At 45.4% G+C, this 14,905-nt stretch carries 6 protein-coding genes; 3 read left to right on the top strand and 3 right to left on the bottom strand.

Going from position 1 to position 14,905, the window contains the following annotated elements:
* Positions 1-82 precede the first annotated feature (82 nt).
* Positions 83-2,242 carry a substrate-binding domain-containing protein gene (locus tag RUMAL_RS02465; RefSeq protein ID WP_013497227.1) on the bottom strand — a complete coding sequence of 720 codons (2,160 nt, stop codon included), beginning with the start codon at positions 2,240-2,242 and terminating at the stop codon, positions 83-85.
* Positions 2,243-2,640: 398 nt separating this feature from the next.
* Here RUMAL_RS02465 and RUMAL_RS02470 point away from each other — a divergent pair, with 398 nt between their 5' ends.
* Entirely contained in the window at positions 2,641-3,672 is a 1,032-nt protein-coding gene (locus tag RUMAL_RS02470; RefSeq protein ID WP_013497228.1) for a GGDEF domain-containing protein, read from the top strand.
* Between the two features lie 81 nt (positions 3,673-3,753).
* Here RUMAL_RS02470 and RUMAL_RS02475 read toward each other — a convergent pair whose 3' ends face one another.
* Positions 3,754-5,649 carry a glycosyl hydrolase gene (locus tag RUMAL_RS02475; protein ID WP_013497229.1) on the bottom strand — a complete coding sequence of 632 codons (1,896 nt, stop codon included), beginning with the start codon at positions 5,647-5,649 and terminating at the stop codon, positions 3,754-3,756.
* A gap of 521 nt (positions 5,650-6,170) precedes the next feature.
* On the opposite strand from RUMAL_RS02475, the gene RUMAL_RS02480 reads away from it, so the two are divergent.
* Positions 6,171-8,234, top strand: a complete 2,064-nt coding sequence (locus RUMAL_RS02480) for a substrate-binding domain-containing protein (protein ID WP_028504336.1) — start codon at positions 6,171-6,173, stop codon at positions 8,232-8,234.
* Between the two features lie 163 nt (positions 8,235-8,397).
* Positions 8,398-11,514 carry a glycoside hydrolase family 98 domain-containing protein gene (locus RUMAL_RS02485; RefSeq protein WP_013497231.1) on the top strand — a complete coding sequence of 1,039 codons (3,117 nt, stop codon included), beginning with the start codon at positions 8,398-8,400 and terminating at the stop codon, positions 11,512-11,514.
* Between the two features lie 153 nt (positions 11,515-11,667).
* On the opposite strand, the gene RUMAL_RS02490 is transcribed toward RUMAL_RS02485, so the two are convergent.
* Complete coding sequence (locus RUMAL_RS02490) at positions 11,668-14,730, bottom strand: RICIN domain-containing protein (protein WP_013497232.1); 3,063 nt, start codon at positions 14,728-14,730, stop codon at positions 11,668-11,670.
* Between the last annotated feature and the right edge of the window lie 175 nt (positions 14,731-14,905).

The raw sequence follows: 14,905 nt of genomic DNA on the forward strand, positions 1-14,905 counted from the left end.
CGGAGGTGTCCTTTGTATATTGTAGTCATTATGCAAAAAAGGACAGCCCTCAGAGTCGGGACTGTCCTTTTTGTCATCATATTTATTCTTCGGCTGAACGGCTGAACAGCAAGCGGTATCTGGGTACAGTATACCCTGTTATGCCGCTGAACTGCCGCATGAAATATTTAGGATCATTGTAGCCGCATTTTTCTGCTATCTCAGAGTTGGAAAGTTTTGACATAGTAATAAGATACCTTGCGGCGGATATCCTGGCATTGGTGCAATCATCATGCAGAGTGAACCCATAGCATTTGCGGAAGATAGTCCGTAAATAACCGTCACTGCCGTTGAAGTGAGAATATATCTCACGCTGATCAAATGTGATCTGCGGAGTGCTGTATATCATAGTTCTCAGGGCGTTTAGCTTTTTGTAGTGAGGATCGGTGCGTCTTGCGGAATATACATCTGTCATCTCTGTCATTCTTGCAAAGCACTTCTCCTTTGTTGTAAGATAATCGTTATCCTCACAGGGAACAGCGGTGCATACAAATGAATCAAGTCCATATTTCTTTATGTAGGATGTATTGTGCTGCAGCAGTGCTGAAAGCTGTACTGCAAGCAGATCCGTATTATCAGTCATGTCCCTTATCAGGCAGACAAATGTGTCCTCGTTTATCCTGCTGCATATCTGACCATCGCTGAATTGACGCACTGCTTCCGCAGCATCAAGCACAGCATCTATGTGTTCCTTGTGTCCGACACCGCAATTACAGATACCCGGGGCTATCCTTATGGCAACAAAGCTCAGACCGTCCTTTTCGGTGTTGCGGTACGCTTTTTTCAGCCCGTTTTCATTGAGCATACCTGTCAGTGTATCGCGTTCTTCGGATATATCCTGACACTGCAGATAAAATCTTATATCGTTTTTCATTCGCAGGAATTCAAGACCGTTGGCTATTGTCTTGAGCCAGCAGCGGAAGATATGCCTGAAGGAATCATTACCTTTGAATCTCAGCACAATATATCCAAGCTCTCTGTCTGCAAAGAACAGCGGACAGAAATAATATGATGCAGCTTCGTTTCCGAATACCGCTGAGATATTGTATTTATTGAACATAAATGGTTCGGTGTTGTCAATAAGGTCATAGCATACCATATTCGATGAATTTCCCGTACCTTCATACCAGTTCTCATAAAGGCACATATACAGCCTGTCAGCATTCTTGATCCTGAACTTTTCTTCACGGCAGGTCTCAACAAATTTGTCTACGCTCCTGCATTCTATCAGTTTATGCTCCAGCAGGCTGTAAAGATCAAGCCGATCGTAAATGTCCTTTTTGCGGGCAGTTCTTATGTCATATCGTATATCCTCTGTCTTTGCGCCGCAGGGACAGGTATCACCGCTTATTATATTGCCCTTAGGCGGTTCAAAATCATCGTGAGTTATATTATCAGCACCTTTGCAGAGCATCTCGACCGCTTTTATCCCCAATGCCTTTCTGTTTCGCTGATAAGTAGTCAGTATTGGTACATGGCAGTATCTTTCACGAATATATTCATAGCCTGTAACTGCCATTTTCTTGGTGATATCTATGTTATGCTCAAGGAAGCAATCCAGCAGACCGTATGCCATATAGTCGTTGCCGCATATCAGTGCCTGCGGATAAGGCAGTTCTCCGCTGATGTAACGCATGGCATGGTCATATCCGGAATTATTCCAGAAATTGCCATAAAATACTTTGTTTTCATCATACGGTATACCGTGTTCCTCAAGGGAGCGCCTGTATCCTTCCACACGCTTGTGAGATAGTTCAAGTTCGCTGTAGCCTGTAAGTATGTGTATATCAGTAAAGCCGTGGACATCTGTAAGGTGATCGCAGATATCCTTGAAATCGTTTACATCGTCAGTGTTGATGCAGGTAAATGTCGGCAGAGAGAAACCCTCAGGCAGTGCACCTATGGTAATTACAGGCGCTGATTTGTTCTGAAGTTCTTCCAGCATCTTTTTCTGAACATCGGGATATATCACAGATTCGGATATAAGGATAATGCCGTCGTATTCGTCCGAATGAACAAGATCGTATATAAGGTTCTCTGTTTTGAGCATTGAAGCCCATTCCATGGGATTATAGATATTTGAGATCACTGCTACATCAATATCCATTTCCCTTGTTTTTTCTATTATACCTTTTATGACCTCTCGCTGCTCGGTATCTGCTGCTGCGGCAGCGATAACGCCAAAGAGTTTCCTTTTTTTCATGCTGCTGCACCTCCTGATCAGATATATCTGCTGCTTGTTTTTGATTAATATATTATATCATACACTTCGGCGGCTTGCACTAGGTGTATGTAAATATATTGTAAATGGGCTTAAATTACCATTATGTTTTTGATATATTTCTTCGTTTTTTTTTATTTTCATTATATTGACATTTATACGGTCATCCAGCTGACAGACCACACTGGCAGGTTTTCTCAACAACTGGCAGAAAATAGTATAAACATACCGCTTTATAACCGTGTGTGAAAATGTGAGCAAAGTGATAGACACATATTTTTTGTAAAAAACAGATTCGACTCTTGAAAATGTGAATCAAGTATGATATAATATAATGGAAGTAACTATACGCTGGTAAATTTAATATCCGAGGTGAGCAGATGAACAATGATAATGAGAATTTGAAAAATGCCATGATAATAAAGAATCTGACCTTGTTTTTCGGCGGCTTCCTGCTGTTTACCGATGTATTTTTTCTCGCGGTCGGGATAGTATACGATATGCCGCTTATACGTTATCTGATTTATGTTAAGCTCGTTATTAATACTACTAATATATATCTGATACTAAAAAAGCATTATCTTGTATCAACGGTGATAATTTACGTTGTAATAATGGCGATGATGGTAGTAGGCATTATAAGTATGGGTACGCGGCCTGCTTTTCAGCTATATGCGCTGGGTATGCTTATATGTGTCAGCTACAACGGCTATCTGCATAACCGTATACTGAAAAAGGAACTCCCTTTCATGTTAATGATGGGGATCCACGTTTTGCTTTATACAGGTATGCTTCTGTATGCCAGGTTCAGAGAACCGCTGTACACTTATCCGCAGAGTGCAGTCGATATTCTTGTGATATTCAACTCAGTGGCAACGTTCAGTATTGTTATACTTTATGCTTTTCTTTTCCACAATGTTGCGATCCACTCTGAGGAAAAGCTGGAGAAAATGGCACTTATGGATAAACTGACAGGTCTTTACAACCGACATTATCTTTTAGCATTTCTTGATCACACAGGACCGAGAAACCCTGAAGACCGCTGGATAGCGATGCTTGATATTGATGATTTCAAAAAGATAAATGACTCCTATGGTCACAACTGCGGTGATTTTATCCTGCATGAGATCGCTGCGATGATACGTGATGTATGCAAGAATTGTATAGTATGCCGCTGGGGCGGTGAGGAATTCATTATACTTTCAAATATAAACGAGTGCAGCACCGAAGTACTTGAAACGCTGAGAAAGAATATTGAGAACAGGGAGTTTATATTTGAAGGCAATACCATACACGCTACGGTAACCATAGGCGAATGTCGGTATGAGACCGGGCAGTCCAATGATAAATATGGATATCCGTGGCTGACGAAAAGCTTTATGAAGGCAAACACAGCGGCAAGAACCGTGTAGTGAGATGATAATAAAACATGGGGCTGTTGCTTGGTGCAACAGCCCCATGTTTATGATATTGATATTCTTGCTTAATTGCTATTACTTGATAGTAACCGTTACAGCATTCTTGATAGCATTAGTGGTATCCCACTTTCCGTTGATTCTTGCAGCAATAGCTACTTTGTAGGTCATGCCGGGAGTCAGGTTCTTGGGAGTTACATAGCTGTTTGTAGTAATGTTGGAAGTCTGTACTCTCCATTTACCGGCAAGATATACAGCTATGCCGTACTTGTCAGCACCCTTGACCTTATCCCAGACGAACTGTACCTGGTGATACTGCTGGCTGTAATTAGCCTTGATGTTTGTAGGATAGGTGATTTCCTGAGGAATGATGATATGATCGCTGCTGCCGCCGTTTGTGTAAAGATCAACAGGCAGTTCATCGAGAGTGATGCAGTAATCGCTCTGGTAGATCTTCTTCAGCTCATCAAAGTCCTGATAAGCAGCACCCAGGAAAGCTGTGCCGCCGTCTTCACCGCCGTCATACCAGGGGCAGAAGTACAGCCAGCCTGCATCCTCAACGGTCAGGTTATCCAGTGCGGGAATAGTGTCGTTCTCAGCCATAGCGACCATCTTCTTGCCGTTGGTCAGCGCGTACAGTGCATCGAACTTTGCAGGTATAGCCAGCAGGTTAGGACCGCCTGACTTTCCGTCGCCTCTGTTGTACTCAACATTGTACTTATCGTATGCTACGATATCTACATAATCATCGCCGGGATACCATGTAGCGGAATTAGTGTAGTCATAGCTGTTGAATTCCCATATCAGGTTGTGCAGACCGTACTCCTCGGTCAGTGTGGTATAGAGCAGCTTCCATACCTTCTTATAGGTATCGGCTCCTCTGTCGCCCCACCAGAACCATGCAGTACCGTCGGAATAGTTGCCCTCGTTGCCCTGTGCCTCGTGCAGAGGTCTCCAGATAACAGGTACGCCTGCATCCTGAAGTCTTTTCAGCTGCTCTGCGAGGTCTTTTATTGCCAGCTGGAAGTACTCATATTCCTTTGTGCCCTTGATGACAACGTTTCTTGTATCAAATGACTTTGAACCGTCACTGCTCTGATAGTTCTTATATGTGCATTCCTTCCAGTCGAGCTTTTCACCGAGAGTATAGTTTTCAAAATCCTTGGGGACATTTATATGCCATGATGCAGTAACTATACCGCCGCGCTTGGTAGCCCACTCTATGCAGCGCTCGGTGGTGCCGTCATCCCAGCCGTACAGCGGATTGTAGTTCATGAAGTCTACGCCTCTGATAGCGGGTACCTTGCCTGTGAGATCTTTGAGATACTCGTTCTCCCACTCATAGTTTCCGCCGTGACCGCCGCCGTATATCTCCTGCTGGCCTGCGATGATGTGGCTGCCGTAAACGCTCTTGAGGTAAGCCATCAGCGACTTTGCCTCGGGTGTAGCATTCTTGTCGGTCAGAGTGCCGGTTGCCAGTGTATAATCATGCTTGGGGGTAGCGCTGACGGTGACTGTGTCTATAGCCATGTAGCCGTACTCGCTTATGAACTCGATTGTGTTAACGCCCTTGTTCAGACGGAAGCTGCCGAAGCTGAAATCTGTCCACTCCTCGGAATAAGGCATATTCTTCATGCGCTTGATGCCGTTTACAGAGATGGACTCCTGTCTGCCGTTCTTATCGAGCACCTGTGCACATCTTGCAGTAATGGTGTACATACCGTCCTCGGGAACAGTCACAGTAAATGATGCAGAATTGCCTGTAAGGTAGAAGAAGCCCTTGCCTGAAGAATTCTTAGGTGAAGGACCGTAATTCTGTGTCCAGAGCTCAGCGCCTTTCATATCCTCTGCCTCAATGGTGTAGGGGAAGGAATCAGCGGTCGCGGCCTGAACGGGCATGGAAGCTGCATAAGATGAAGCTGCCACTGCAAGTGCGGCAAATGCCGCCATTGTTTTCTTGAATTTGTTTTTCATGATAATATCCTCCTATAAATTAAAATTTACCCATATCCATGAAATATTTAATCGAGAGCGATGCTTGCACTTTTTGAAACTGATCGGACATTCTTCAGGCTTGAATGGGCAGACAGTTTGTCAAAAATTTGAAATACAATAAAAAAATGTAATAAATCGCTCTTTTTTTGTATTATACAACGAATCTGAGGATTTGTCAACGAGCGTTTTGGTAATAAAATTAAATAATTTAAGTATTATTAGTAAAATTTAAGTGAATGAAACAGATGATCAATTAGCTGTTCACCGTTGATGATATATTTAAAATTTAAAGGTGTATATCAAAAATTTGAACCATGATTATGTCTTTACTTTGAGAAAACAATGTGCTATAATACTGTAAACGAATACATAAGGGGGTGGGCATATCATGAAAAGGCAGATCATAGGGGGTTGTATCAACAAGAACAGCCGATACCGAGCAGCGGGAATTGTTGCGGGGGATAATTCCTGCTGCGTGGAAGCGTAATACGGATGTAGTAGTGATATCCAATATATATAATCCCGAGTATGACGATGAGCAGCTTGCGGCTGAAAATGATATCTACCGACTTATAGAGTCGCCGGATCTTTGCGGTATAATACTTGTTACCGAAGCATTCATCAATCCCACCCACCGCAGGCAGATATCTCAGCTAATGAATTACAGGAGCGATATACCGCAGATAGCTGTGGGCTCATATTTTGAAGGCTTTGAACTCGAACACTGCATACCGCTCAATACAGCTGATTCGGATGATATAGCCGACCTCACAGAGCATCTGATAACGGTACACGGCTTTACTGAGATAGACCTGCTGACGGGTTTTGAGAGCTATTCGGTATCGCATCTGCGTATAGACGGTTACCGCAGTGCATTGGAAAAACATGGTATACCATTTGACGAAGATCGTGTAATATTCGGGGATTTCTGGATGCCATCGGGTGAGAAACTGGCAAAAGCTTATATCTCGGGAGAAAGACCTATGCCGCAGGCGGTGATATGTGCCAATGATTATATGGCATACGGGATCCTTGATGTGTTTGCCGAACAGGGGATATCCGTGCCCGGTGACATCACTGTAGTCGGTTATGAATTTGTTCGTGAACGGCATATGCATACTCCTGTTCTCACGACTTTTCAGCGAAGCCGCGAAGCGCTTGGAAGGATAGCTGCAGAGATGCTGCTTAACAAAGTAAGTTCAGGCGAGTTCGGGGTCCTGGTACCGCCGCGGGGCAAAGTGATATGCGGCGATAGCTGTACCTGCGGCATAAGACCTGCCGACCTCAACGCCGAACTCAGTGCTGCAAGGACAAAAGCTTTCTATGAATTCCTGCACCTTTATAATCAGTTGGAGCAAAGGCTGACAGAAGCACATTCCATGCGTGACTTCTGTGGGAAATTCGTGGGCTCGGAATATCTGCTGCGCAATATCAGCGGTGCGGAGCTCTGCCTTTACCGCAACTGGCACAATGGAGCCGCCGATGACAGTATGATGAACTGCTACACATTATATAATGAATCACTTAACGGTCAGAGCAGAAACATCTCACGGCTGGAGCTTTCTGCGCTGACAGAGCGCAGTGGAGCGCCTGCGGTATATTATTGTTCACCGCTGTTTTTCGGTGACCGTCCTATGGGTTTCGTTGTGACCAGATACGAAATCCCTGAAACATATGATCATATATTCCGCAGCTGGATGAAATCAGTATCAAATGCGCTGGAGATACTGCGCATGAAAAACGATATAAAATACCTCATGGAGTGCTGTAATATATCCGAATATCAGGACACTGTTACAGGATTGCTCAATCGTAAGGGATTTTCCCATGAGCTGCATATACTTATACGCAAGGCTGTGAAACGTCAGCCTGTGTTCTGCCTGCTGCTGCAGACTGCCATAGACCGTGACAACCTGTCACTAAAGAACAAGACCAAAGAGATAGCCATACAACAGGAGATTTCTGCAGCTTTGCAGGTCGTCGCACCATCATTCATCTGTGCAAGACTTGAACCGAATATCTACGCTGTTGCAGGGCTATATACCGATGAGGACATGGAACTGCTCCTGCGGGAGCGTGTTACCGCACTGGTACTCAACAACGAGAAGTATATTGACCTTTTCGGCATGGATTCGTTCTGTATCTCGGCTGTATGTACCGAGTACAGCAGCTCAACCGAGCTTATGAATATAGCCGAGAAAGAACTTATGGTACAGGCAGATATTTTACGTGATAGTCACCTTAATACTCATTACCGTCAGCTTATATCAGCACGGAACAGGCTGTATTCAGGCAGGGAAGCCCCTTTTACGGTTGAAGCAATCTGCAGGCAGTATCTTATATCGGCAGGTCATTTCCGCAAGATCTATAAGGAAACATTTGGTATTGCCTATCATCAGGATATCATAAGGATGCGTATGATGAAAATGATATGGCTGCTGATATCCACCGACCTGGATATTTCTGTAATTGCAGAGCGCTGCGGTTATGATGACTATGGCTATTGTCTGCGCCTTTTCAGACAATTCACAGGTCATACGCCGAATAAATACCGAAAACTATAGCGATGAATGTTTTCTCCATAAAATGCGTATTTTCTTCATTGAAATACTTTGTACTATTGGTTATAATATAAACACAAAGTAAAACGTTTAACAATTTAAAACCTGTGCATCATTTGGTGTGATAGATCGCATAGGTAAAACATTACGCAAAGGAGGAAATTGTATGAAATTCAAAAAATTGTGTGCCCTGATCTTAGCCGGCACGCTTGTCGCGGGTACGATGATCGCACCGGCAGGAGGTATAGTTCCTGCAGCAATAAGACCTATAGGCATAACAGCAGAGGCTGCTTCGTATATGCGCCGCCCCTGTGACCCCGAGCATCCCATGCTCATAGTACATATAGACACATGGAATTATGCCGACCCCGCAAAGATCATAGCAACGATCCCCGAGAGCATAAGACCATACTGTGTGTTCAATATCTCCCTTTCCATAAACTGGAGCAATACCGAACACAAGTGGCTGATGGTGCAGGACGGCTACGAGTGCGCAAAGTCATGGCTGAAGACCTGTTCGGATATGGGCGTATGGTGCATGGTGCAGCCTGCATCGGGCGGACAGTGTCATTTTCCTGACTATGACAGCAACTACAATATCGTAAACTCTCCCAACAAGAACAGGTACGTACAGCACGCTGATGATGATTACGAGAACACGATATATGCCGAGTTCTTCCGTGATTATCCCAGCTTTATCGGTTTCAACTATTCCGAACAGTTCTGGGGGTTTGCTTCACAGGATCATCCCTGCACTTTCCAGCAGCGCTATCAGCATTTCGCACATCTGCTGAAACTCTGCAACAAGTACGGCGGATATCTGAACATCAACTTCTGTGCTAACCGCTGGTCGGCAGGACTTAATCCCATAGCCATGCTCAAGACTAACAGCCAGTGGCGTGATGCCTGCGAGAAGTACGGTCAGAACCTGATGCTGGAAGAAAAGTATACACAGGAAAGTATGATAGAGGACGTTGAATCCCAGATACTGGGTCTGTATCTTTCGGGCTACTGCGGATGCTACGGTGTGCGCTACGATGATACGGGCTGGACAGACCTAGGTTCCGACGGTTCATCCCTTTCCACCAAGAATCAGTACCGTCAGATCACGGGTCTGCCTATCCATGCAGAGAGGATGATAATGAACGGTGCTACCGTCATAGACGGACCCGAGCTTGTATGGAACGATGACTTCGGTGAAACATGGGGCGGCGTAAAGGACAGTGAAGGTTATTCCTGCCGCAACTGGTTCACCAAAGACCAGTATGTTAATTCCACACTGAATTTCTTTGAAAAGATGGTAGACGGTACTTACCGTATACCCACCCGTCAGGAAGTCATCGACCGCACAAAGTATATCATCATACAGGACGTAAGTTCGGGCGGCGACAATACAAAGTACAGCACATACCAGACGCTGTTCGAGGGTCTTTACCGTATGCCGAACGACGGCAATCTCTGGGATAACAAGAACCTCTATAAATCAACGGGACGTTACCCCACTATACCCACCACCTACGGTCTCAGGGACAGTACTGCTAAGTCATTCAAGTATCAGCTGAAACAGTCGCAGCTCGGTTCCCGCTGGAGCAGTATCTCTGCCAAGCAGAACGAGTTCAACAGGGAATTCCCCTCCGAGTACGTGGGTACCTGCTATGCGGGTCACTATAATAACACATGGGTGACTTACAACAACGATAAGCTCAACGGAAATCAGGGCGTGCTTATTGATCTGCAGTACAACACTTGTTCGACCTTCGATGCTAACTTCAATGCATACGGTAATGCGATAATAAACGAGTACAGCGACCATATCGACATATATGCTAATAATTTTGATAACAAGGCTCAGACTACTCTATCTACCGATACCTTCAAGGTCAACGGCTGCAACTCCAGACCTACCTATACTGCTAAGGACACCGGCCGCAACCAGACAAGATCCCAGATATCCGAGAGTTATTCCAACGGTACCTATACCCTTACCGTAAAGCACAACGGTCCTGTTGATATACGTATCAACTGCACAGGCAATAACACAGGCAGAAAGACCAATTACAACAAGGCATCTGTACAGCCCATAACCAAGCCCGCATTCTACACAGGCACCCGCCAGTACGAGGGTGAGTTCTTTGATGTCAAGAATGTTGAGGGCTACGTTACGAATGCCTGCAACAGCGGCGTTACAGGCATACAGGGCCATGGCTTCCTGAAATACGGCAAGAACTACAATGCTGCTGTCAAGGATACCGTACATACCAATAAGGCAGGTCAGTTTACCATGAAGCTGAGATATTCTTCTCAGTCGGACATAGATCAGGTTGATCTCTATGTGAACGGCACCAAGCAGGAGACCATGCACCTTTCAAACACCTACGGCTACTCCAACTGGAAGACATATGAAAAGACGATCAACCTGAAAGCAGGGGATAACAAGATCGAGTTCAAGTCAAATTCGGCTCTTCCCTCCTCGCTGTACATCGATAACTTTACAGTAGACGGCGATTTTGGTGACGGCAGCGGAACTATCATCGTAAATGAACCCGATCCCATTCAGGGCAGGATCGTAAGAGACCTGAAAGTTGCTGATGCCGAAAACGCAGATGATTGGTCGATAGTATATGATACCACAGTGGGTTCAAGATTCTATGGCGACAGAGATATCACTGTAAGCAGTATCCCCTCTTATCTGAAAAACAGGGAAACTATCCGCACCGCCTGCGATTCCAAGCTGTATTCGGGTGACGAAGCTGCCTTTACTGTAAATCAGAACGCGACAGTATATATCGCAGTTGACGATCGTGTAAATCAGGGACTCAGCTGGCTGGGCAGCTGGACCAAGACCTCCGATACCATGACTACATCCAATGATGTAGTGCTTACTTTGTTCCACAAAGACTTTTCGGCAGGCAGCAGTGTTACCCTTGGTACTAACGGTGCGCAGGGTCTGTCTGCAAACTATATCGTCTTTGTGCTCCCTCAGGGAACATACCAGAGCGAAACACATGAGTATCCAAAAGTCACAAATATACAGTACAATACACAGTATCACCAGTTCAAGGTAAACTGGTCATCCGTCAAGGGCGCATCACAGTACGGTATAGCAGTTAAACTTGCGGGCAGGTGGAAGGTGCAGGCTTACACCGATGCTTACACCACTACATTCACATCGCCTAAGCTGAAGGCAGGCAGTTCCTATCAGATGGTTATCTGCGCCAAAGTGAACGGCAATTGGGATATTACTGATATCAATTCCAGATCATTCTATGTTACCGTGAAGTGATCTATATCCGAACAGAAAACGGCAGCCTGCCATGGCTGCCGTTTTCGTATAATGCTTTTACTATAGAAAAGCCATAGTACTTCTGAAAGCGTATCAGAGGTACTATGGCTTTGATCGTTATAAGCTAAGTGTTTTACATCAGATCACTTTTGCTTATTTCACATAGTTGCTGAGTCCCGAGATGTTTGCGGACTTTATAGCATTTGCTATCAGCTGTGCGATAACGGGAGCACCTGTCTCATTGAAGTGAGTAGTATCAATGTGGAGCTTAGCTGCATTATCGTAGCCAATGGAATTATAGTAGTTCACCATTGCGCCGTTAACGTCAACGTAAGGAACAGAATATTTTGCGGCAAGCTTCTTGCAGGCATCGGCATATTCTGTATAAGAACCTGTGAAACGTCCGTTTTTGTAAGCCTTCAGACCGAGAGTGCAGGACATGAGTATGGGAGTTGCACCCTTTGCCTTGGTGTCCTTTATGAATGATGTCATATACCACTCGTATGATCCTGAAGACGGGTTATCTACGTTGCCGCAGAGAGGTGCATATCTGTCTGCGTAGCTCTTTCCTGCATCGTTTATAGCGAACTGTATAGCTACGAAGTCACCTTTCTTGAGGTTCTGTACTATTGTGGCAAATCTGCCTTCGTCATAGAATTTTTTAGAGCTTCTTCCTGCCATGGCATGATTGTATATGCTCACGTTGCTTGAGAAGTATTTTGGCAGCTCGTAACCCCAGCCCTGGATAGGACCGCCCTGCTGTGACTGTTTGTTAGCGTTGTAGTACATACAGGTAGAATCTCCTGCAAGATAGAGCGCAGGTTTGGTGTTGTCGATATACTGTTCCTGAGCATTGGGATCATAAAGCTCAGCAACTGGTTCATCGGTGAGTGTGATCGTCAGGTAGTCGAAGTTGGGACCGCCGTCTGAGCCTGCAGACTCAAATTTTATAGTGTTATCACCTGCGTTCAGGGGCAGTACAAGTCCGAGAGCATCCCATGTTGTCCATGCGCCTGTTGATGCAAATGTCTGTATCCAGTAGCTGCTTGTATTGCCGTTGACAAATACCTTGGTATCTCTTGAGGATGATGAACCGTTGGAAAAGCGTACATAAGCCATGTACTTGCCGCTGGTAGGAGCTGTTACCTTAAATGTAAGGCTGCTGCCGACAGCATTGTTCAGGTTTATATAACCTGTATTTGAGGACTTGCCTATATCGGTGGATGTCTTTGTGAATCCGCTGTTAGTTTCCTCTGCCCATGCATCGTCCCATGTCTGGTCAACTGCGAAATAGTATCCATCCCACGGATCAGTGGAAACTGATACATTTTCATAAACCGGAGCGGGGAAGCTACGCATACCCAGTGCGTACTGCTGGATATAAAGAACATCGTTATCATTGATGCTTCCGTTGCCGTCAACATCAGCGTTCTTCATGCCCTGCTTACACAGAGGATATCTGTATGAGTTGTTAAGGTACTGTTTAATAGTTACTGCATCAGCCATATCCACCTTTCCGTCAGCGTTTGCGTCGCCGGGATAGCGTGTAAGCGTATTTGTATACTCTGGCTCGGGCTCAGGTTCAGGCTCGGGCTCGGGATCATTTGGCTGTACTTCTTCGAGTATCCACTTCTGGCAGTTATGACCGTTGACTTCCCACTGCTGGATGTTGGCGCCTTCGTATGTCAGTGCGCTGCCGACTTCTATCGCGCCTTTGTCGCCTGAGCAGCGTGATACCATGGTGTAGCTGCCGTCACCGTTCTCGAAGAACCTGAACCACTGTGCACCGTAGTTCTGGTTTGTGTTGAGGGCGATATTGGCACCGTTGGCTGAACTGCCGTTTGCAACATCGAGAAGGTATGTGCTGCCGCCGCCAAGGTATGACCATATCTCATAGTAATTATAGCCCTTGTGCTTCAGTCTCCATGTGTTCCAGTCTCCGACCTGGGCACCGCTCCACTGCTGGACATTTGCACCGACAGCAGCTTCGCCGTTCTTAACTTCGAGGTACAGACCGCTGTTAACGTTCTTGAAACGGTACATCTTGGAGGTATCCATCTGTACGGGCTCTTTTGTTTCAAATACAAGACCCGACATCAGCTCAGCGAGCTTCTTTGCACCCTCCAGACTCTGGTGGAGATCGTCACCGCTGGCATAGTAAGGTGTCATAGCATCGTAACCGCCGATGCTGAATCCGAAATCCTGCCATGCATTGAAAAGGTCAACGACTCTTACATTTTCCTCAGAAGCGACAGAGTCAAGCTCTCCGCCGAACCAGCGTCCGCTGAGCTTCGGGTTTCTGTTGTAGTCGGCGTGACGTCCCTGCTGTTTTACAAGGATAACGTCCATTCCCTTGGCTTTAGCCTTTTGAGTCATAGTAGATACTGTGCTGTGATACTCATCCTTATTGGAATAGTTGGTATCATTTATACCTATGGAGATTATGTAGATATCTCCTGATTTGCCGTAAGTTTCAATGGGAGTGAACTGTCCGCCGTCATAGAACCCCTTGGCGTACTGTCCGCTGGTAGCCATATTCCTTACTTCAAAACCGTGCTGTGATGCGTATGTTCCGAAATACTGTCCCCAGCCGTGTGCCTGGGTAGAACTTCTGTTATAGTAGTTGGCAACTGTTGAGTCACCGCATATCCATACTGTCTTAGGCATTACGCCCGTGGTGTTTATCTGCGTTATCTCAACAGCAGATATGGAACGCTGACCGTTACTTATGCCTGTAACAGCTTGTATATTAAGCTGTCCGTCTGTAACAGGAAGTTTTACGGTCTCGGAAGCGTTGAGCCCTGTGAGGTTCATCATCTGGAACATACCTTCCATTTTGATACAGCACCTAGGTGCATTACCCACAGTGACCTTTACCTCGTAAAGTCCTTTAGGAAGATCAACGTTGAATGTGTTTGAACCGCTGTCTGACTTGAACTCGACTGCGTCGCTGCCTGCGCCGTTTCCGCCTGCGGAAACATTACCGACATTTCCTGTCTGTGCGAAGCCGTAGCCTCTCCAGGAAGCATATTCGTCAGATGCCGATACACCTGTGTACCCCGAGGCTGTACCGCCCGTTCCGAAGTCGAATTTCCAGTTTGCAGTCGCGGCTTTCGCAGTAAGCACACCGTTTGCATTCGGTACACCAATACCCGAAAGCATCAGAAGCGACAAAGCTGCTGAGGTCAGACCGCTGACCAGCTTTTTAAATCTCATCTAAACTCCTCCTTTTCTTAAACAGATGCCCACCTTATATAAAGCATCAATTTTATGATTTAATTTTAACACAATTTATTATCATTTTCAATAATATTTTGTGCAAACTTTATTACATATATGCGACCTGGAGATCTGAAGTGAACAAAAACAAAGCTTTTGAGCGTACATCGGG

Source organism: Ruminococcus albus 7 = DSM 20455 (assembly GCF_000179635.2).
Lineage (GTDB): Bacteria > Bacillota > Clostridia > Oscillospirales > Ruminococcaceae > Hominimerdicola > Hominimerdicola alba.